General features: G+C 62.9%; 17 protein-coding genes and 1 pseudogene. 8 read left to right on the plus strand and 10 right to left on the minus strand.

The genetic code is table 11. From position 1 onward, the window contains the following. Nucleotides 1-69 precede the first annotated feature (69 nt). The 5 genes and pseudogenes from ACZY1I_RS21050 to ACZY1I_RS21070 all read left to right on the plus strand — a co-directional run bounded on the left by ACZY1I_RS21050 (nucleotide 70) and on the right by ACZY1I_RS21070 (nucleotide 5,306). Nucleotides 70-678, plus strand: a complete 609-nt coding sequence (locus ACZY1I_RS21050; RefSeq protein ID WP_463756633.1) for a hypothetical protein — start codon at nucleotides 70-72, stop codon at nucleotides 676-678. 16 nt (nucleotides 679-694) lie between these two features. Further along, nucleotides 695-1,843, plus strand: a pseudogene (locus tag ACZY1I_RS21055) (serine hydrolase domain-containing protein). A gap of 308 nt (nucleotides 1,844-2,151) precedes the next feature. Next, complete coding sequence (locus ACZY1I_RS21060; protein ID WP_463757150.1) at nucleotides 2,152-2,859, plus strand: DUF4344 domain-containing metallopeptidase; 708 nt, start codon at nucleotides 2,152-2,154, stop codon at nucleotides 2,857-2,859. A gap of 20 nt (nucleotides 2,860-2,879) precedes the next feature. Continuing rightward, nucleotides 2,880-4,124 (plus strand): threonine/serine exporter family protein, encoded by a 1,245-nt coding sequence (locus tag ACZY1I_RS21065; protein ID WP_463756636.1) that lies wholly within the window; start codon nucleotides 2,880-2,882, stop codon nucleotides 4,122-4,124. 78 nt (nucleotides 4,125-4,202) lie between these two features. Continuing rightward, nucleotides 4,203-5,306, plus strand: coding sequence for a glycosyltransferase (locus ACZY1I_RS21070; RefSeq protein WP_463756638.1), 1,104 nt, complete (start codon nucleotides 4,203-4,205; stop codon nucleotides 5,304-5,306). Here the strand turns inward: ACZY1I_RS21070 and ACZY1I_RS21075 are convergent. From ACZY1I_RS21075 to ACZY1I_RS21110, 8 genes are all read right to left on the minus strand, one after another. Next, complete coding sequence (locus tag ACZY1I_RS21075; protein WP_463756640.1) at nucleotides 5,303-5,647, minus strand: hypothetical protein; 345 nt, start codon at nucleotides 5,645-5,647, stop codon at nucleotides 5,303-5,305. The genes ACZY1I_RS21070 and ACZY1I_RS21075 overlap by 4 nt on opposite strands. 147 nt (nucleotides 5,648-5,794) lie before the next feature. Then, nucleotides 5,795-7,045 (minus strand): hypothetical protein, encoded by a 1,251-nt coding sequence (locus tag ACZY1I_RS21080; RefSeq protein WP_463756642.1) that lies wholly within the window; start codon nucleotides 7,043-7,045, stop codon nucleotides 5,795-5,797. A gap of 58 nt (nucleotides 7,046-7,103) precedes the next feature. After that, entirely contained in the window at nucleotides 7,104-7,868 is a 765-nt protein-coding gene (locus ACZY1I_RS21085; RefSeq protein WP_463756644.1) for an SDR family NAD(P)-dependent oxidoreductase, read from the minus strand. Further along, nucleotides 7,865-10,216, minus strand: a complete 2,352-nt coding sequence (locus ACZY1I_RS21090; RefSeq protein WP_463756646.1) for a CaiB/BaiF CoA-transferase family protein — start codon at nucleotides 10,214-10,216, stop codon at nucleotides 7,865-7,867. Before ACZY1I_RS21090 ends, ACZY1I_RS21085 begins: the two co-directional genes overlap by 4 nt. A gap of 19 nt (nucleotides 10,217-10,235) precedes the next feature. Continuing rightward, on the minus strand, nucleotides 10,236-11,207 hold the full coding sequence (locus ACZY1I_RS21095; protein ID WP_463756652.1) for an enoyl-CoA hydratase/isomerase family protein: 972 nt from the start codon (nucleotides 11,205-11,207) through the stop codon (nucleotides 10,236-10,238). 36 nt (nucleotides 11,208-11,243) lie between these two features. Then, nucleotides 11,244-12,089, minus strand: coding sequence for a mycofactocin-coupled SDR family oxidoreductase (locus ACZY1I_RS21100; RefSeq protein WP_463756654.1), 846 nt, complete (start codon nucleotides 12,087-12,089; stop codon nucleotides 11,244-11,246). Beyond that, nucleotides 12,086-13,291 (minus strand): cytochrome P450, encoded by a 1,206-nt coding sequence (locus ACZY1I_RS21105; RefSeq protein ID WP_463756656.1) that lies wholly within the window; start codon nucleotides 13,289-13,291, stop codon nucleotides 12,086-12,088. The genes ACZY1I_RS21100 and ACZY1I_RS21105 overlap by 4 nt, the downstream gene beginning before the upstream one ends. A 205-nt stretch (nucleotides 13,292-13,496) precedes the next feature. Continuing rightward, nucleotides 13,497-14,171: a TetR/AcrR family transcriptional regulator gene (locus tag ACZY1I_RS21110; RefSeq protein WP_463756658.1), complete on the minus strand. Its 675-nt coding sequence runs from the start codon at nucleotides 14,169-14,171 to the stop codon at nucleotides 13,497-13,499. An 801-nt stretch (nucleotides 14,172-14,972) separates the two neighbouring features. On the opposite strand from ACZY1I_RS21110, the gene ACZY1I_RS21115 reads away from it, so the two are divergent. Further along, complete coding sequence (locus ACZY1I_RS21115) at nucleotides 14,973-15,794, plus strand: sugar phosphate isomerase/epimerase family protein (protein WP_463756661.1); 822 nt, start codon at nucleotides 14,973-14,975, stop codon at nucleotides 15,792-15,794. A gap of 4 nt (nucleotides 15,795-15,798) precedes the next feature. Here the strand turns inward: ACZY1I_RS21115 and ACZY1I_RS21120 are convergent, their stop codons facing one another. Beyond that, nucleotides 15,799-16,809: a Gfo/Idh/MocA family protein gene (locus ACZY1I_RS21120; RefSeq protein ID WP_463756663.1), complete on the minus strand. Its 1,011-nt coding sequence runs from the start codon at nucleotides 16,807-16,809 to the stop codon at nucleotides 15,799-15,801. 12 nt (nucleotides 16,810-16,821) lie between these two features. Beyond that, complete coding sequence (locus ACZY1I_RS21125; RefSeq protein WP_463756665.1) at nucleotides 16,822-18,045, minus strand: FAD-dependent oxidoreductase; 1,224 nt, start codon at nucleotides 18,043-18,045, stop codon at nucleotides 16,822-16,824. Between the two features lie 842 nt (nucleotides 18,046-18,887). Here ACZY1I_RS21125 and ACZY1I_RS21130 point away from each other — a divergent pair. Beyond that, nucleotides 18,888-19,544 carry a TetR/AcrR family transcriptional regulator gene (locus ACZY1I_RS21130; protein ID WP_463756667.1) on the plus strand — a complete coding sequence of 219 codons (657 nt, stop codon included), beginning with the start codon at nucleotides 18,888-18,890 and terminating at the stop codon, nucleotides 19,542-19,544. Further along, nucleotides 19,541-21,157: a fatty-acid--CoA ligase FadD1 gene (fadD1, locus tag ACZY1I_RS21135; RefSeq protein WP_463756669.1), complete on the plus strand. Its 1,617-nt coding sequence runs from the start codon at nucleotides 19,541-19,543 to the stop codon at nucleotides 21,155-21,157. The genes ACZY1I_RS21130 and fadD1 overlap by 4 nt, the downstream gene beginning before the upstream one ends. Nucleotides 21,158-21,179: the final 22 nt, after the last annotated feature.

The raw sequence follows: 21,179 nt of genomic DNA on the forward strand, positions 1-21,179 counted from the left end.
AGAGTCATTGCTTCCGAGGTCCTAGTGTTCCTAAGAACCCCTGGTTGCGGAGCAAAGGAGCGTTGTGCAGTGCGGCGATCATCCCAGTTTGCCCTCGTCCTGACCACGGTCGCGACCGTCGGTGCCGCGGCCGTTGGCTGCGGCGGCAGTAAGCCGCCTACGACACCGGCATCGGGTTCGAAGGCGGCCACATCGACCGGCAGCGTCAGCCAGACCAGTTCAAGCCCGGCCGCACCCGCCGACTACACCCGCCTCCTGATCCCGGCTGCTGATATCCGGGCGCCGGAAGTCTTCACCGCCGGCACGCCCATCACCAACCCGGACGGCCGGGTGGGTGTGACCACGTCGTTCAGCAACCAAGATCGCACTCACGTCATCTACGACACCATCGAGATCCTGGCAGATCCGCCCGCTGCGGCAAGCGCGCTGGACAAGCGGAAAGGTGCGCTGGACGGGACGGTGCACGGCGTTCCCGACCCGATCGCGATCGGCTCGGGCGGCACCACTGTCTCCGGCCCCTCACCGAACGGGGATAAGGGGGTGACGGTGTTGTTGTTCACCGAAGGGCGGGCATTCGTCGAGCTCGTTTTCGACGGACCCGCTCAGGCACCCGCACCGCCCGATTTCGTCGCCGATGTCGGCCAGCGGCAGGACGACGCAATCAAAAAGGGCCTATAGACGAAGGAGCAGACAAATGGACAACGAGGTTCATGGACATTGCGACCCGGCCTTCGACGCGGTCCGGGCGGCCCTCGCCGACAACGTCGACGCCGGCGAGGAGGTGGGCGCCTGCATCACGATCGACGTCGACGGTGACCGAGCGGTGGACATCTGGGCGGGCCACACCGACGCCGCGCGCACGACGGCTTGGGCCGAGGACACCATTGTCAACGTGTGGTCCTCCACCAAGACCGTCACGAGCCTGGCAGGCTTGATGCTCGTCGACCGCGGTCTGGTCGATCTCACGTCGCCGGTGGCCAGGTACTGGCCGGAGTTCGCCGCAAATGGCAAGCAGGACATCGAATTTCGTCACATCTTGTCGCATACGTCGGGTGTGTCGGGCTGGGACTTACCGTTCACCACCGAGGACATGTACGACTGGGAGAGGTCGACAGCTCTGCTGGCTGCCCAGGCCCCGTGGTGGAAACCAGGGGCCGGGTCGGGTTATCACGCGCACAACCAGGGACACCTGATCGGCGAGATCGTTCGGCGTGTCACCGGGAGTTCGCTCAAGGATTTCGTCCACGATGAAATCGCCGCGCCACTGGGCGCCGACTTCCAGATCGGCGCCCGACCCGGTGACTACCACCGCATCGCCGAGATCATCGGTCCCCCGCCACTCGAATAGCCGCTGGATCTGCTTCCTGCGGACAGTCCCATGCGCAAGACATTCAGCGGCCCACCTCCCAATGCCGACGCCGCCAATACACCGGCCTGGCGTGAGGCCGACCTCGGCGCGCTCAACGGCCATGGAAACTCACGCTCACTGGCGACAATTCTGTCGGCAATATCATTGGGCGGCAGCGCTCGTGGGGTGCAGTTACTCAAACCGGACACCATCGAACTGATCTTCTCCGAACAGGCCAACGGGTTCGACCAGGTGCTGCCCGCCCCGGTCCGATGGGGCGTCGGGTATGCGCTGGCCAAGAATGAGGCGCTCCCCTACGTTCCGGACGAGAAGATTTGTTTCTGGGGTGGATGGGGCGGCTCGATGGTGTTGATATGTCCGGACCGCCGCACCACGATCTCCTACGTCATGAACAGGATGGGGCCCGGCATATTGGGTTCGGACCGGATGGCGACCTACGGCACCTTGATTTTCGCCGCGCTGGCGGCGGGCTGACAGCAACGGGCCGTTTCCGCCTGCCGAGTGTCGTACCGTTCACAAAGGTCCTGGGCAGACCGTCGGCATTGAGAGTCAAGGCACGGCTTAACGCGGAGCGCGTCGTGCAATCGAAGGGGGCTGGCACATTGATCAAGCCAGTTGTTGTTGCCGCGGCATGCGCGGCAATGCTGATATCCGCCGGGTGCGGCGGGTCCAAGAGCAACCAATCCAACGACCGACCGCGGGCGGGCGAGCGACCGACGGGGACTTCACACGGTGACCCCACGAACGAGGACCCCACGAACGAGCCCGCGGCCGCAGGAAAGATGACCTTCCGCTACGAGAGTGCGCAGACACCGGAGGCGCAAAGCGGCCGACAGTTGATGGTGGACGCAAAGCTCCTCGAGAGCGTGGCCCAGCACGTCAACGACACGCTCAATCTGCCGCACGATGTTGCGGCCGTCGGTAAGCAATGTGGTGAAGCGAACGACTACTGGGATCCCAACGCCAACGAGATCCAACTCTGTTACGAGGACATCCAGCAGAGCCAACAACGGTTCGCCAACTCCGGCAACCCGGACCCGGTGATCGCCGCCGTCGATGCGACGATCTCGGGCTTCTATCACGAACTAGGTCATGCCACCCTGGCCATCTACCAGCTCGCCTTCACCGGGCGCGAGGAAGATGTGGCCGACCAACTGTCCGCCTTCGAGTTGCTTGCCCCGGGCGCCGACGGGAAGCCCTATCCCAACGGCGTCCGCATCGCGATGAACACCGCACAGGACTGGAAGCTCGGCGCCAAGGAGGCCGGCGACGCCAACGAACTCCCGTTCTGGGATGGCCATTCGATGGACATCACCCGAATGTACAACTGGGAGTGCTGGATCTATGGGTCCGATCCGGCGGCCAATGCCTCTATTGTTTCGTCCGGCGACCTGCCGGAAGACCGCGCGGGCAATTGCGAGGAGGAATTCCAGAACATGTCCAGGGCGTGGCAGCAGATGTTGGGGCCGCACCTCAAGAAGCCCAGCTGAGCTTCGGAGGAAACCAAGGAATGTCCGAACAGCAGCCCGCCGCGCCTCTCGATCCGCTGGCCGTCGACTTCGTAGCTCGGCTGGGCGGAGCGATGGTGGCTACCAGCTACCCGATCGCCATGATTCGACGCACTCTGGAACGGGTTTCAGACCGGTACGGCCTCACCAGTCAGGTACTGCTGCTGCCCAATTTCATCCAGTTCGGCGGCTTCGATCACGCGGCGGGTACCCCGGTGCGGGTGGTGCGTTCCGACAGTGACCTGCGCTACGACCAGGCGTTCCCATTGGCGACTCTGGTCGCCGACGCAGAGGAAGGCCGGATCGATGCCCACGACGGATTGGCCGAACTGGACCGCATCTATGCGTTGCAGCCGCGATTCAGGTCCTGGGTCAGCGTCCTCGGTTACGCGATCCAGAGCACGGCGTTTGCGCTGATATTGCAACCCACGCCGGTAGCGATGCTGGCGGCCGCCGGTTTTGGGGTGGTGGTCGGCATTTTGAACCTGATCGGTCGAATCAGCAGTGGTGCCGCGCAGATGCTTCCCGTGGTCAGCGCCTTCCTGGTGGCATTCACCGCCTTCAGCCTGAAACGCCTATGGCACATCGGCGACGACAGTCTGCGGGATCTCACCGCACCGCTTGCGCTGTTCCTACCCGGCGCCGCAATCACCATGGCAGTCATAGACTTAACCACCCGAGAGGTGGTTTCGGGCACCGCTCGCCTGGTGGCCGGGTTTATGCGACTCGCGCAGTTGACATTCGGCATTCTGATCGCCGCACAAATCCTGCACGTCAGTTCCGGTGAGTTAAACGCTGTGCAGCTCAACAAATTCGGCGCGTGGGCACCGTGGGCCGGCGTGGCTCTGTACGAATTCGGCATCCTGCTCTATCTCGGCCCGCCCAACCGATTTCTGCCCTGGCTGGTGATCACCCTGCTGGTCACCTACGCCGGCCAGGTCGGTGCGAATGCGTTGTTCGGCACGTACGCAAGCGGATTCGGTGGCGGGCTGGCCCTCATGCTGTTCGCCGTGGCGGTGGCACAGCGACCCAACTCGCCGCCCGCGCTGGCGATGCTGCTGCCCGGATTCTGGCTGTTGGTCCCGGGATCCCTCGGCCTGATCGGTGTGACCCAACTGGTCAACGCCAACGTCGGCGCAGCCGTTGCGGTAACGGTGGTTTCGATGATCTCGATCGCGCTGGGCATGCAGGCAGGCCTGCCGATGTGGCGCGGCGGCCGCCAACTGGCCGGCTCGCCGTCCGCCTGAGCCGGAGTTCACACACAATTCAGGCAGGCGTCGGCCTGCGCTCGTTGACCGCACATGAGCGCCCGTTTACCTCACGGTATGCGGGTAGTTCAGGTCGCCAACTTCTACGGGCCCCGATCCGGTGGGCTGCGGACGGCGGTCGACCGACTGGGCGCGGAGTACTGTTCCAACGGCCATGAGGTCTTTCTCGTCGTCCCCGGGTCACGGCCGCAACGGAGCGTTTTGGACACCGGCGTCGTGCGAATCACGCTGTCTGCCAGACTACTTCCGCTGACCGGAGGCTATCGGGCGATATTGCCCGGCCCGGTGCGCGCCCTGCTGGCCGCCCTGCGGCCCGACGCGTTGGAGGTCTCCGACCGGCTCACCCTCCGGTCGCTCGGCCACTGGGGACGCGATCACGGCGCCACCACCGTGATGATTTCCCATGAACGCCTCGACCGCCTTGCCGGACAGGTGCTCCCGCGTCCAACCGCACGAAAATTTGCCGACTTCGCGAATCGGCGCACCGCCGCCAACTACGACACCGTGGTCTGTACCACCGAATTCGCTCGCGAAGAATTCGACCGCATCGGCGCGACCAACACTGTGACCGTTCCACTCGGTGTCGACCTGCAGACGTTTCATCCCCGTCGACATTGTCCGGACCTGCGGCGCAAGTTCGCCACACCGGCACAGATCCTGTTGGTCCATTGCGGCCGACTGTCAGTGGAAAAGCGAGCCGACCGCAGCATTGATGCGCTTGCCGCACTGTGTGACGCCGGGATCGACGCCCGATTGGTCGTGGTCGGCGAGGGCCCATTGCGGGCCAGGCTGGAGCGCCAAGCTGCCCGACTGCCGATCGACTTCACCGGATTCATTGCCAACCGGCACATTGTGGCCGGGTTGCTGGCTTCTGCCGACATCGCGCTGGCACCGGGGCCACACGAGACCTTCGGGTTGGCTGCGCTGGAATCTTTGGCGTGTGGCACGCCGGCCGTGGTCTCCCGGACCTCGGCCATGACCGAGATCATCACGGCGGACAGTGGGGCGCTGGCCGACAACGATCCGATGGCCATCGCCGATGCGGTCCGCGATGTCGTGGGCCGACCGGAGCGTGACCGGCGCTTTAGTGCCCGACACCGCGCCGAGATGTTCACCTGGCATCGGGCCGCAAGCGGGATGTTGACCACGCTGGGAGGCTAGAACCCGGGGCCGGCTGGCTCGCCGGTCGAGCCGTCCGGGCAGAGGTAGGAAAAGGGTGTACACCTGACCACATCAGCGGGAAGGGGACCATCCTCGATGGCGCCGCTTTCGGCTTCGTGATACTCGTGACAGGTCTCCATGCTCCAACCGATGGACACGGTGGACGTGGGCAGCGGGTCGCCCGGACACCAGACGCCGTGGCAACGAGGATCGCAGACCGTGCGCACCGGACCTGGATGGGCCTGCGCGGTGCCCGCAGCCGTACCCAGAGCGGCCACCGAAACAGCACTCGAAAGCACTATCCGGACGATGATCCGGCGCACAGCATGAGCGGTGTTCATCTTGCGTTCCCCTTCGGTTGCGTAGCCGTTCCGGAGTGCTTAAGCGCCAGTTCGCCGCGGGTGGAATGTCCTTCATCGCAGGTTAATTCGGGCTGTCGGGCATTATTCCCGCCAGTCGCACCGGTGACCAGACCCGGCCGGATTCAGTCAGGCCGACCGGCTGTCGAGGGCGGCATCAAGCAGATCGCCGATGCGGTGCTGCTGCCACAGGTTGAGCACGTTCGACAACATCTGCAGCGGCGCCCGCAGACTTTCGTCATTCTTGATCCGAGGGTCTGTGCGGTCGCTGGGCGTGTCGGCGCCGAATCGCCTACGGATCAGCGCGGGCACATCCAGCAGCCAAGCCACCCCCATCATTGCCGCGTAGAGCAGTAGGTACCGGCGCAAGCGATCCGGGTCTAGCTGCGGCCCTCCGGAGTCGCGAAATACGGTGACGAAACAGTCCAGCAGGTCGTCGAGATGCCGGTTCCACATGTCGGTTTCGGCGCCTGACATCGCCCCCCAGATCGCCATGCCCAGGTTCATCTGGCTGACACAACCCCAGTCCAGCAGGCCGCAGCAGAGCATTCCTGCGCTGTCCCGCCAGAACCAGGCATTGTCCACGTTGGCGTTCCAGTGGCACAGTCCGATGTAGTCGGAATCGCTTGCCAACAAGCGCCCTACCGCATGGTCGTGCCGGGCGACTCGGGGCACGTCGTCGCGCAGCAGCGCCAAGAAATCTGGCTCGGTCACGTTTGCGGGTAGCAACCCGGGCTGCTTCTCGGCGAGTGCGGCCAGTTCGTTCAGCCTGCGGGCCAACTTCTCCACCGCGAGGTCGGGCCGCTCCCCCACCGTCGCGGCCTGGACATCGAGCGGAAATTGCGAGGTCAGGTTCGGGGGCAACCGTCCGGATCGATGCGTCCCGGAAAGGCGGGCCAGAGCGGTCAACAGCGCCCGATAATGTTCGAGAGGTTCGGGCATTTCGTAGTCGAGGCACTTGCGATATTGGTTCTCGATCCCGTTGCTGTCGAACTGAATTCGTTCGGTGATCAATATCCCCGTGCCGGTCTGTCGTTCATAGTCGGCGAACAGCACTTGAGGTACCGCGATGGGAAAGGCGGGCGTACGGGACAGCTCGGCGAACCGAACCTCGGAGTCCATCTGCGTCTTACCGCGATCCCGGGTCGGATTGTCGAGATCGCGGGAGAACTTGATGAACAAGTCGGTGTGGAGTCGTGGCTCGGGCTTGTCATACTCGATGGACAGCAGAACTTTGCGTCCGGTGCTGCCGCCATCGACCTCACAGAACGTGGTGATCCTGGCTACCCGGTTGTCCGGGTCCAGCGCACCTGAAGCCCGAAATGCGTTGGTGAGGAACCGGGTTCCGCCGGCCTCCAAGGCAATCGGGTCAGCGGGCATCGGTTGCCCGAAGGTATCGCCGGCAACCCACCGATGAATATCACTGTGCAACTGGTGATCACCAAGTCTGTTCGGCAGCGCGCACCAACATGTGGTTGATCGCCACCCGGCGGTCGCGGGTCACCATGTAGAGCACCGCGTCGGCGATGTCCTCCGAGCGCAGCTTGACCATGTCCGCGGTCTGCCGCTCGAACGCCTCCCGCGATGGTGTCGGCAGATGCGTGAAGATCTCGGTGTCGACGGTCCCCGGGCCCACGACACCGACACGGACTCGTTGGCCCAGTACCTCTTGACGGACACCCTCGCTGAAGGCGTTCACCCCGAATTTGGTCAGCGAATAGACGGCGGTGCCGGGACGCGCCACCCAGCCGGCCGTGGAACTGATGGTGACCAGATCCGCCACGCCGCGCGGCGAGTCGGCCGCGCCGGCAATCAGATGCGGAAGAGCCGCCCTGGTGACGTAGAGGACCCCCTGGATGTTGACCTTGACCAGTTCATCCCAATCCTGCAGTGCCGCTTCGGTTGCCGACCCCATCCTCATCAACCCGGCGTTGTTCACCAAGGTATCCAGGCGACCCAGCTCATCCACTGTGCGCTGCACTGCTGCCGCAACCTGTTCGGCGTCGGTGACGTCGGCCGGCACCACCACGGCCGTGCCGCCGGCGGAGTCGATCTCGCTTTGCAGTTCCCGCAGCCGGTCGGCCCGCCGGGCCAACAACGCGACCGCAGCTCCTTGTGCGGCCAGGGCTTTGGCCGTTGCCGCTCCGATTCCGCTACTCGCGCCGGTGACCAGTGCCGCGGTACCGGCCAGGACCGCCGTCATGAGCGGGATCCCGCTTCGCCGCGGAGTATGTCGTGCAGGACGTATTCGGTGTCCTCCCCCAGGTCGGGAGCCCCACGTGAAATCTGGGCCGGGTCGTTCGACATCCGCCACGACGGGCCGACGACGGGCCGTTGGCCTTCGAGGTGATCGCTGACGAACCGGTAAAGCCCGCGGTCCCAGAGCAATTGGTCGCTGATCAGGTCGACCGACGTGGCACTCTTGCTGGCCGGAACTCCGGCTGAGCGAAGCTGCTGGGCGAGTACTTCGGCATCATGGGCACGCGTGAGGCTCGCCAATGCGGCGTCGAGCGCATCGACGTGGCGGTGCCGGTGCCCGATCGTCGAGTAACGCGGATCGTCGGCAAGTCCAGGAGCGAGCAGTACACCGCACAGTTGCTGCCATTGAACTTCTTCGGCGACAGCAAGGCTGATCCAGCCCCCGTCAGCACACGGGTAACACCCGTGTGGGCACATATCCGGGTGGCGATTACCTTCCGGTGCCAGCGGCGAACCGGAAATACTCTGCTCGAGCAGTCGATCACCGACCATCGAAGACAGGGCCTCAACGGCCGAAACATCCACGGATTGGCCCGCTCCGCTGAGATCGCGATGCAGCAACGCCACCACTGCAGCGTATGCCGCGGCCGCACCGACGGTGGAATCTCCGTATCGCATGCTTGCGCCGCGCGGAGGGCCTTGTGGATACCCGACCAATGAGGCGAGACCCGCGAGCGCTGCGAAACAAGGCGCATAACCCGTCTGGTGTCCCAACGGACCGTCGTTACCCCACATCTTGATCGACACCGAGATGATGTCCTCATTGATGGCCTTGAGCTCTTCGTACCCCAGACCCAGACGCTCCATTGCACCCGGCCGCAGATTGTTGACGACGATATCGCTGTGCGCGATCAGCTCACGCAGCCGCTGGCTGCCTTCGGCAGTTTTGATGTCGAGGTCCACGCTGAGGACTTCCGGGTTGATGCTCAGGAAGTACGGCGCGTGATTGATGTCCGTTCCGCCGTAGGCACGCATCTCTTCTGGGGTCGCCGCCGACTCGACCTTGATGACTTCAGCGCCGAGCAGGGCCAGGAGCTTTCCTGCGTAGGGTCCCGCCCACACTTTGGTGAGCTCCACTACGCGGACCCCTGCCAGCGGCCCACCGCGCCGATTCCTGGCCGGTCGAAGATGCGTTGCCCGCGGCGTGAGTGCAGTCGGCGAGGTGCGCGGGCGATCGATGAAACGCGTGGTGTGTTGGCCGAGAAGTGGTGCCGCAGAGCTGATCTCAGCGGGCGTGGCACTGAGGGCGTACGGGACGGTCGGATATGCGGCCGTGCCGAGTACGGGATGCTGCACGCGCCGGAAGAACCCGCGGTGGCGGTACTGGGCCGAGCGGTGCAGATCTTCGGCACTGTTGACTGGGACCAGGGGCACGCCCAGGCGCTGTGCCCGGTCGGCGACAGCCTCTTTTAGCAACCCTGCGACCCATGCCGCGAATCCCCGCTGAAATGTTGCGACCTTCTCCGGAGTGACAGAGAACTCCAGCCAATCATCGGCGAAGGCATCAAGCCAATCCGCCTGATTCAGTAGGTTTTTGACACCCAACCAGTGCGCGGCGCTGGTCATGTACAGGTAGACGAATCCGTCCGAGCAGGCGAAGAACGAGGCCGGACCCTGCTGATCGTAATCACCGCGGTCGACCCCGGCGGGAACCTCGCCGGTGACGAGCCGGCCCACGATGCAGTCGGCTCGCGACGCCAGGACGGCCTGCGCAGAGATATCGATGGATTCCCCTTGGCCGGTGTGCAAACGGCGGAACAGTGCGGCCGTCACGCACAGTGCGGCGTCCAGTCCGGCTTCGTAGTCGGCCAGATGGCGACCGGGGCCCTGCAGCGGCGGTTCGCCCGGATCGGCGTGGCTGGGCGTGTGATAGCCCCAGCCGCTGGCATGAAATACGTTGATGCTGCTGGCATTGGCAAACTCGACGGGAGCGTCATCGCCGAACGCAGTGATCGAGCAAAACACCACGTTGGGATGCTGTTCAGCCCACCGCCCGGTGTGTTCGCCGATCACTGCGTCGGCATCGCCGATGAGTTGCTGCAGGCGCTCGATACCGGCGACCACATTGACGTCCAGCTCTACCGAGCATTTGTTGGTGTTCAGGTAGCCAAACAATGCGCTGCCTTCGCAACCGTCGGCGATGATCGGCGACATGGCCCGGGTGCGGCTGCCGCACTCGGGCGCCTCGATCTTGACGACCTCGGCACCGAAGTCAGACAGCAACTTCCCGCAGTATTCGCCGGCCACCGAGTCGGTCAGCTCGACGATCCGGATACCCGTCAGTGCCGACATATCCTCGCTCGCAACGCGATCAGGGCTTGTTTCGCCCCGAACGGCTGAGCCGCCACTCGGGCGGGAAGTTCAGATCGTTGTCCTTCACAACATTGTTGAGGCCCTTCTTGAAGGTGCCTTCGGTGAGGTCGACCTCGTTGTCCTGGTCGTTGGCGATCATCGGTAACATTCCCTCGACCATGCCGGTGAGCAAACTCCCGAAGTACTCACCCTTGTGCTGCTTGTAAAGCTCCAGGAAGGTCTTCTGCACCGCGACCGTGTCGGTCGGACGGGAACGGGAGCAGGCCGTCGCATACTTCAGCGTCTCTTCTTCCAGCTTGTCGCGCGGTACGACACTGTTGAGGAAGCCACACTCGTACATCTCCTTGGCGCTGAACGGCCTTCCGGTGAAGAGCATTTCGGAGAATTTACGCAAGCCCATGGTCTCGGCCCACCACCAGAGGCGCGGTCCCCAGCCCACGTATCGGAATGCCGGATGCCCGAACAGCGCGTCGTCAGACGAGATCACCAGATCGGCGTCGCCGGCTTGGTAGAAGTGCCAGCCGTAGCAGTAGCCCTTGGCTTCGATGATGCTGATCTTGCGGAGCTCCTGAAGCGGTCGATTGCCGGCCCGCGCCTTAGCGTAGAAGTCGGTGACGGTGGACAGGTACCGGTAGGAGCCACCCGGCGGGTACTTGACGTCGTCGTCGTTGATCGCCAGCTCATGCAGCAACGGCATGCCGGGATTTTCCAGCATCCCCCGCTGTTCGGGCAGGTCGCCGCCGCTGCCGAAATCTTCGCCCTCACCGCGGATTACCACGACTTTGACGTCATCGTCCACGTTGCATTTGTGGATCAGATCGGCGTAGAGCTGACGCATGCCCAAGCTGGTCGCGTTCTGCGCGTCGGGCCGGTCGAAGGTGATGTAGGCGATCCTGTTCTGGACGTCTTTTTCGAACTTGATGTACTGCGCGGCTTCCTTCTTCATCTCTTCGTAGTCGTACTCAGGCATGAGATCTCCAGTTCCGTTACCTAATTGAGCCAAGGTCTACTTGAGCAGAGCACCCGCATCGACGGGCAGCGAAACGCCAGTGATATAGCGAGATTCGTCCGAGGCAAGAAACAACACCGCGTTGCTGATGTCCTTCGCTTCGACCCACGGCACCGGAAGCGTGTGCGTCATCTGCGAGAACGGGGCGAAGTCATCGGGACCGGGGTTCTCCAGATCCGGCCGGAACAGCCGAAATGTCACGTCGTTCATGGTCATCGGAGTGTTCACCTGGCTGGGATGAACCGAGTTCACCCGAATCATGTGCTGGCCCAACTCGACGGCGAAGCTTCGCATCAAGCCCATGACGCCGTGTTTGGCGGCAATGTAGTGGCCGGTGTAGGCAAGCGCCTTATGCGATCCCACCGAGCCGGTCATGATGATGGAGCCACCCCGTCCGCCGGCGATGACATGTGGCACAACGGCTTTCACCGTCTTCCAGACCCCGGAGAGGTTGACGTCGATCATGTGCTGCCAGGTGTTCTCCGGGATCCTGTGCAGCTTGTTGCCAAAAGTGCCGATGCCCGCGTTTGCGACGATGATGTCGAGCCGGCCCAGTTGCTCCACACCGCTGTCGACGGCGGACTTGAGTGCGTCGTAGTCCCGTACATCGACCTGTGCGGTCACAATGCGTCGGTCCAGAGCCCTGACGAGATCGGCGGTTTCTTCCAGATCCGCCGGGGTGGAGTGCGGGTAGGCCAGGTTCTCGATCGGCCCGCAGACATCAACCGCGATGATGTCTGCGCCTTCCTGCGCCAGACGCACCGCGTGACTGCGGCCCTGGCCGCGGGCGGCGCCGCTGATGAGCGCGACCCTGCTGGCAACCCGTCCAGTCGTCGGGGTCATGACGAGATCGTCGCCGGCATGGATTCCCAGCCTCGAACCGTCGAGGTCGGGCTGAGCTGGGCCTGGTCGAGGTCCACTTCCCACTCCGGAAATCGTTTCAGGATTTCCTCCAAGGCGATGCGTCCTTCCAGACGGGCCAGCGCGGAACCCAGACAGAAATGCGTTCCCACGCTGAACGTGAGGTGCGGACGAACTTCCCGGTGGATGTTGAATTCGTCGGCGTCCGGCCCGAACTGGCGCGGGTCCCGGCATGCGGCGCCGATGAGCATCATCATCACGGCGCCCTCGGGCACCGTCTGTCCGTACAGGGAGATATCGCGGGTCATGTAGCGCGAAACGTGCGGAGCCGGCGGTTCATACCGCAGCAGCTCCTCGATCGCCTGCGGAATGAGGTTGGGGTTCTCGGCGAGCTCGCGACGCTGATCGGGGTGCTCGGCCAGCACCTTGCCCGCCCAACCGATCAGCCGCGTCGTCGTCTCGTTGCCCGCGCCGGCGACGACGTTGAGGTAAACCAGAATCTCGTCCCGAGTGAGGTGCCGGGTGGTGCCGGTCTCGTCGACGAACTCGACATTGAGCAGTTCGGTCATGATGTCGTCGGACGGATTATCCGCGCGCCAGTCGATGTAGGCCGCGAACTGCTCGCCGACCGACACGCCCTGTTCGGCGGCCTGCATCGGCTTGCCGGCCTCGGTGCGCAATTGGGCATTGCCCCGATCGCGGATGTACTCCTGGTCGTCCTCGGGGATGCCCAGCAGCGCGCTGATGACTCTCATCGGCATCTGGGCCCCCAGATCGTTGACGAAGTCGAACCGTCCCGTGCCAACACACGGATCGAGCGACTGGGCGCAGAACCCCCGAATCATCGGCTCCAATGCACCGATCTTGCGTGGCGTGAACATGCGCGACAGCAACTTGCGGTGCAGGTCGTGAATGGGGGGGTCTTCGAAGATCAGCAGTCCCGACGGAATGTCCAGATTCGCCTTGATCAGTTCCAGGATCGCGCCGCGCGCGGAGCTGAAGGTGGCGTGGTCGACAAGTGCCTTATTGACATCGGCGAACCGACTCAGCGCAAAGAAGTCAAATTGCGCGTTGTAGTAAAGCGGCGCTTCGTCGCGCAGTCGCGCGAACATCGGATAGGGATCGGCGATGAGGCCGACATCATACGGATCGAATCTGACCTGGCTATCGGTGCTCGTCGTCACGAAATCCCTCCTACCACCGGCATTTTCGTATGTCGAAGCATCCCGAACCCCCGCCGGCACTGCCGGCGTCGAGCAACCCAATCGGATTCCGCAATTTATACGGAGCGCTTAAATGCGTTGCTCACTTGCGTGCACGGCCCGGGCTGTAATCGAGCTCATTTAACGTCACTATTCTCTATACTCGTAGAGAACCACACGACGGATGTCATGGCAAGCCCGGAGTCTGCGCTGGAACATTGGTGGTGCGAGTCAGCCGCCCCCGCTGCGGGTTCTTCAGAATCCCGGTGGCGATCGCGGACAGGATCCCATCGAGCTGCTCGGCGGTGTCGACTAATCGATCGCCATGCGCGAGCCGCACCAGCAGCCCGTTGATGAACGTCAGCGTGACGTTGCTTAGATCCTCGATGACCGCCGGTTCCAGTTCCGCACCGCGCGGCATGAGCTGGACCAGGATCTCCCGGTGCAGCTTGGTGAATGCGTCCGTCCCGTGCTGCAGGGTGGCGGCTAGCGCAGGGTCACGCGCGGCCTGCATAGTGAGCTCGTACCTGGCCCTGGTCCGCGACAGCTCCGGCTCGCAGCCGGACTGAATCACCACCTGTGACAACAACGACGGCGAGTGTCCGGCGCGACTGCCGTCGGCGTTGTCGGCGACCGACTGCAAGTTCGCCAGGTCCAACTCGGCCAACCGTTCAGCGACGGCAAGCAGTAGCGCGGAACGAGTCCGGAAATAGAATGACGTCGTCCCGTCGGGCACGGCAGCCTTGCGGTCGACCTTGAGATGACTCAACCCTTTAGCGCCGTCGTCTGCCAAAAGTTGAATCGCCACATCGCAAAGATCGCGTCGGCGCTCGCTGGGGTTGGGTCTGCGTCGTTTGTCCATTGACCAATCCGTAGGGCTGGTCGCCGAGCGTACTCTATATTCGTAGTGTCGGTAAGGCAGCAAACGAAGCTGTCGGCAATTCAATCCTTGATGCCAAACGCGGTATTCGGAACGTGCCGAACAACGTGCGGCCCTCTACATTGACGTCTGCGGACCAGAATTGGACACTCCGACTCATCACTCCAACACCGAAGTCCTGTGCACCGTGTCGGAGAACCGCAGCTACGCAGGTGTTTCGGGGGTATCGGTGGGCCGATCGGTTGGCTTCCTCAGTGCCGCTTCCTCACATCGCCATCTAGTCGCGTAGCGCTAGTGGCTCACGACACGTCCGACCACACGTCCCTAGCGCAGCGGTCTGCGTTGACTCAGGGCCGCTCAGGTGCAGGGAATTCCGTGCGGGCCGCCAACCCATTGACCGGGAGGCGATTGCCAAGGGCAGTATTTCTTGATCTGGCCTGGGGGCGGCCCCGGGCGCCAGTTTGCTGGTCCGTCTATGCCTGGGATCGGAGGTGGACCCGGAATGTGCGGTCCGGGCTTGGCCTGCGCTGTGCCTGCACCCAGTGCACCGGCACCAAGCATTCCGGCCACAAGTGCCGCACCGGCAATTTTCCTGATCATCATCATTTTCTAGCCTTCCGCTCGACCCGGTCTCGGTTGGTCCACAAAACGGGACTAAAACGCAATTGAAGTGCCGCATCCGGGGCTGATTTGCGTCAGTCCCTAATGCTTACCCCCCACGGGCAGATTTCAATCAGCGTTCAGCCCGTTGCCGGGCCGTCCAACCTGCACAAAGATCGTCACATGCACCAACTCGGCATCGGTTTCCTCAGCGTGTTGGGACTTCCGCCGTTGCAGTTCGTCGATCTCGCCGCCGACTTAGGCTGGCAACACATTTCGATGTTTCTACAGGGACTCCCGTTGGCCCCATTGGGCTATGCACCGTTCTCGCTCAAGAAAGACGAAGCGCTACGAAATGCGCTGCGCACCAGATTGAATCACCGCGGTGTGACGATCAGCCTCGCCGACGGATTCCTCGTCCTGCCCAACGGTGATGTACGCAAGCAGCAGGACGATCTCGATATGGTTGCAGAGCTTGGAATCCCGCGGATCAACGTTGTCAGTCTCGACCCGGATCGCGGCCGCACCTTCGATCAGTTCGCGATACTGGCCGAACTCGCAGCGCAGCGTCGGCTCAGCACAGTCCTCGAGTGTGTCCCCACCCTGACCGTCTGCGACATTCCCACCGCCTTGGCGGCCGTCGAGCACGTGGGCCGCGGAGATTTTCAGCTCCTGATCGACACCATGCACATATCGCGGTCGGGATGTAGCGTTGCTGATCTCGCCGCCATCGATCCAGGTTGTATCGGCTATGCCCAAGTCAATGACACGACACTGCGGCCGAACATCGCCAACTATATGGAGGAAGCCATGTTCGAACGGTTGGCTCCCGGCGACGGTGAACTACCTCTGCATGCCCTCATCAGTGCGCTTCCCCCTGACCTGACGATCGAGCTCGAGGTACCTCAACGAGCTCTGGCGATGTCCGGCGTCAGTCCGATCGATCGGCTGCGGCCCTGCGTCGATGCGGCACGGCGGTTATTAGCAAGTGTCGCAACCGCTTAGCCGCTCAGCTGGGCTCTCGCAGTGGCAGGCCGGCGGCGCGGTAGATCGCGTCGATGACGGTCATGTTCTCGACAGCATCCTCCGGTGTGGATTTTATCGGCTCACCGCACAGGACTGCGGACGCAAACGCATCGAGTTGATACGCGTAGGAGGCGCGGCGCGGGAATCGTTCCGTCCGCCTGCCATTGGCCGATTTGACTGACAGTCGGTGGAATATCTGCGGCACAACGGGATTCAGCGCGCTGAGCTCGCCTTCGCTGCCGACCACCCGAACACTCATCCGCAACAGATCCGTTGACCACATCGAGGTACGAATACGGCCGGTATGGCCTTCCGCGAACCTCAGCTCGGCTGTCATCGCGCGGTCCACCTGTGGATCGCGTAGTTTCGCCTGTGCAGAAACAACTTCCGGAGTGCTGCCACCAAATGTTCTCACCATGTGCACCGCATAACAGCCGGCGTCCATTGTTGCCCCGCCGGCCAGTGCGTAGTTGTAACGGATGTCGGAGAACTTCGGCAGCGGGAAACACATGGCCGCTTCGACACGACGCAGTGCGCCCAGTTCACCCGAGGCGATGATCTGCTCTATGCGCAAGGCCAGCGGGTGGTAGCGGTAGTGAAACGCCTCCATCACCACCCGGTCCGATTTTGATGCCACCTCGGCGATTTCGCGGGCCTCGGCGGCGTTGGCGGTGAACGGCTTCTCGCACAGCACGTGCTTGCCGGCGGCCAGCGCGGCCCGCGTCCATCGGCCGTGTAGGCCGTTGGGCAATGGATTGTAAATGGCGTCGAGTTCCGGGTCGGCGATCAGAGCCTCGTAGCTGTCGTGCGCGCGAGCGATGCCATGTTTGGCAGCAAATGCGCGGGCCCGTGACACATCGCGGGCGGCCACCGCGGCGATCACTACCTCGGCATTGTCCCTGGCGGGATTGATGAGCGCAGACGGAGCGATACGGGCCGCACCCAGAATTCCGATTTGCAGCGGGGAGCCGACCTGAAATCCGTTGTCAGACATTGACACCACCCGTCAATCGGAATCTCGTCGGGCAAATGCGGGTGCATGCTCAGGCAACACCCCGACCCCAACGAAGTACGCCGGCACAATCGATAGCCACGGCAACAGCTCGATTGCCTTGAACAGAGCCGCCGGCGGCGCCGGATCCGCACCACGAAGAAGCGGCCCGAGTAGCCCTCGGTGCATGATCCGCTGCACGAATTGCGTTACCAAAGTAGGGAATACACGTCGACGCCGGACAGCCGCCAGATCCCGCTCGGTGACTTGGCGCCGCCGCAGTGGCTCGGCCAGGATGGTCGCGGCCGCGACGGCATCCTGAACTGCGAGGTTGATCCCTACTCCCCCCATCGGAGACATCGCATGCGCGGCATCGCCGATGCACAGCAGGCCGTCGCAATGCCACCGGCGCAAGCGGTTCACCCGGACGTCGAGATGTTTGACGTCATCCATGGACCCCAACGCGTCCACCGACCCGACGGCCTCGGGCACCAACGCGGCTACGTCGCGGCGAAACGCCTCGATGCCCTGCTCCCGCAGCCGCGCGTCGGTTCCCTTGATCCCGATGTAAGCGATTTGGAAATAGCCTTTGCGCGGGATCACGCCCAAAGCTTTGCCCGGGCCCGTTCGCGGCAAGAAAGAAAATTCCGTGTCGTCTTTGCGCGGTAGTTGAAACCACCAGACGTCGAACTTCACCGGATACTCCCGCGTCTTCAGGCCGGCCTCGTGTCGCGCGATCGACCATCGTCCGTCGCAGGCGACGGTGAGTTCGGCGCGCAATTCGCCCGCACCGTCGGGTCCTCGATAGCGCACGCCGGTCACCCTGCCCTCGTCCTTCAGCAGCCCCGTCACCTCGGTGTTCATCCGGAGTGTGAAGCTCGGTTCGGCCGTTGCGGCTTCCGCGAGCAGGTTCAACAGGTCCCATTGCGGGACCATCGCGATGAAGGGATGGGGTTGCCGCAACCGCTCGAAGTCGATGTAGGTGACTGGGCGCCCGTTGGATTCGAATGTTGCTTTGCGGACCTCGGAATACGACAAGCGGGAGAAACGCTCCCACAGGCCAAGCTCATCGAGTAGCCGCATCGTCGTGCAATGCACCGTGTCGCCGCGGAAATCGCGTAGGAAGTCGCCGTGCTTTTCCATCAGGGTGACGTCCACACCCGCGCGTGCCAACAGCAGCCCGAGAACCATGCCGGCCGGACCGCCACCGATGATCGCGCACGTGGTTTTGTCGACCATCTTCACAAGCATAAGGGCCGCAACCACAGGGGCTAGGCGGGTCTACCCGCCGCGACCCCGCTCATCGACGTCGGCGATGCGGCACAGTCTGGTCGATTCCGAACCAACGCTCAATTGTCGCCGCGATGAAGATGACCGCGCCTACCAGGGCCAGCGCGCGACCCGGGGAAATTCCCGAGTTGCTCGTGTTGCCGCGCGTGTTCATCGCCTTCCTTTCGTGTCTGCGAATGAGTATTGCGAAGATATCTGACTTCAATACATTGGGACGAAATTCAAGTTGTTTTCTCAAGATAGCCATTGTGCGAATTGGTGTATTGGTGAGAACTGTCTGACTTCCCACGCAGCGGCCCGTCTACCGCGGTCGCTCGTGCGCGATCCGGTCGCGAGCTGATCCACTTGTGTCCAATATGGTTCGAGTCCAGAGCCTTTCATGTCCGCCGCGCACCTGGGTTCAGCTTCGACGAGTCACCGCGTCGCGCGCGCCACTGGGACTCGCCCGCAGACCCCCGGCAGCTACGCACTGAATTCATCTATCATCTCGACGGAAACTCTACATTCTGATCTTTGATTAACTCAAGGACTCGCCTTGTCAAATATCTTTACATTTCAGCTTTTCATCGGGCGCCGAATCTATTCGATATACGAAGTAATGGTCGGCTACGGAAGTCTCAATAGTCCAGTCCAGGGTGCAACCACGTAGTAGCGGCGTCGGCGACCCGCTGACAGTCAGGGCGGCGTCGGATGTCAGGCGGCGTTGACATAACCTGTAAATCGCAACGGTTGTGAACGGTTGCGGTCTTTAGACCGCGCGAGCGTAGTCGGGTAGGTGTGGTGATCGTGTGGTGACGTCGCACAAGGCTGATTGGAATCCGTCCGCCCCCGGCAATCAGGCCCGAGCCGATCAGACGCGCGCCACAATTATCGACGTCGCCGTTGGAATCGTGTTGAACGAGGGCATGGGCGCCGCGAGCGGTCGACATATCGCCGAGACCGCGGGCGTCACCTGGGGAGTAATCCAATATCACTTCGGGGACCGCGACGGCTTACTGATGGCGGTCGTCAACCAATCTTTCAACCAATTTCTGGACGCCATCGAAACCATGCCGCCGGCCGGGCCGGATGCACCCACCCGCGACCGAGTGGACGCGGTCGTGTCCGCTAGCTGGCGCGCCTTGTCGAGTCCTATCGGACGCGCCGCAACGGAGATCCTGATCGGCACCCGCGCTACCCGAGGGGCGGTGGCGACCGGGCACATCAGACGCCTGGTAAAGACGTCCGATGCGCTAGTTGCCGCGATCGACCGCGATCTCGACCCGACCCGAAGCGCTGCCATCAGTGAGCACCTGCTGACCAGCCTGCGCGGCATGGTCGCCAACCAGCTTGTCTTGCACCGAACGGTCGACACAACCATGGACCGCCAGATATTGGTGGATATCGTAAGCACCTACATCGACCAGCAGCGTGACGCGACGAATGAACGGACGGAACCGAGTTCATGACCGACACGGTTCAGGCACTGCTCGAACAGCGGGTGTCCGATTTCGCGCTTGCGGTGAAATACGCTGATCTGCAATGGACTTGGAGCCAGTACCTGGCGAAGTCGGCCACGCAGGCAGCCGCTTTACTGGCCGCCGCCGACAGGAGTCGGCCGATGCACATCGGTTCGCTACTGGGCAACACGCCCGAAATGCTGACGCAGATGGCGGCTGCCGGGCTGGGTGGTTATGTGTTGTGCGGGTTGAACACAACACGACGCGGCGCGGCCCTGGCCGCCGACATTGCGCGCGCAGACTGTCAGATTGTGGTGACCGATGCCGAGCATCGTGGCCTACTCGAGGGTTTGGACCTATCCGGCACACAGATCCTTGATGTGTCGACACCTGAATGGGCGGAACTGATCGCTGCCGCAGGCCCGTTGGTCCCCTATCGGCGGGTCGAGATGATGGACCCGTTCATGATGATCTTCACCTCCGGTACCAGCGGAAACCCTAAGGCGGTTCAGGTCTCACACCTGATGCCGACATTTTCCGGGCGCAGCCTGACCGAGCGATTCGCTCTGACCACGCAGGACACGTGTTATGTGTCGATGCCGCTGTTCCATTCCAACGCGGTGGTGGCGGGTTGGGCCCCCGCGGTCGTCTCCGGGGCCGCGATAGTGCCCGCGAAATTCTCGGCGAGCAGTTTCCTCAGCGATGTTCGCCGGTACAACGTCACCTACATGAACTACGTCGGTAAGCCACTTGCGTACATCCTGGCGACCGCCGAACACGACAACGATTCCGATAACTCGCTACGGGTGGCTTTTGGCAACGAGGCCAACGAGAAAGACATCGAAGAGTTCGGGCGTCGCTTCGACGTTCGGGTGGAGGACGGCTTCGGTTCCACTGAGAACGCGGTCATCGTGGTGCGCGAACCCGGTACCCCGCGGGGTTCGATCGGCAAAGGGTTCGCGGGAGTCGCGATCTACAACAGCGACACCGTTACCGAGTGCGCAATTGCCGAACTCGACGAGCACGGCGCACTGATCAACGCTGACGAAGCCGTCGGTGAGCTGGTCAACACTGCCGGATCGGGATTCTTCAGCGGTTACTACAACGACCCTCAAGCCAATGCCGAACGTATGCGGGACGGCATGTACTGGTCCGGCGACCTGGCCTACAAGGACGCCGACGGCTGGATTTTTCTCGCAGGCCGGACCGCTGATTGGATGCGGGTCGATGGCGAGAACCTCGCAGCCGCACCGATTGAGCGAATTCTGTTGCGGCACAGAGCAATCAACCGCGTCGCAGTGTACGCAGTTCCGGACGGGCAGGTGGGCGACCAGGTGATGGCGGCGGTCGTCCTCCATGACGGACGCACTTTCGACCCGGAGTCATTCGAGGAGTTCCTCGATGCGCAGCCGGACCTGTCGCCCAAAGCGCGGCCACGCTATGTGCGTATCGCGGCCGAGCTGCCCAGCACTGCCACCCACAAGGTACTCAAACGTCAATTGATCAGCGAGGGAACAGAAGTCGGCGACGACGACATCCTGTGGACGCGCGACGAACGCGGCACCGCCTACCAAGCCCGTAGGAAACCCGCCACGAAAGCCGACGCGGGTACTGGCCGTTGACATCCGAATGGCGGACGATGTC

Source organism: Mycobacterium sp. IDUB_37, assembly GCF_055419245.1.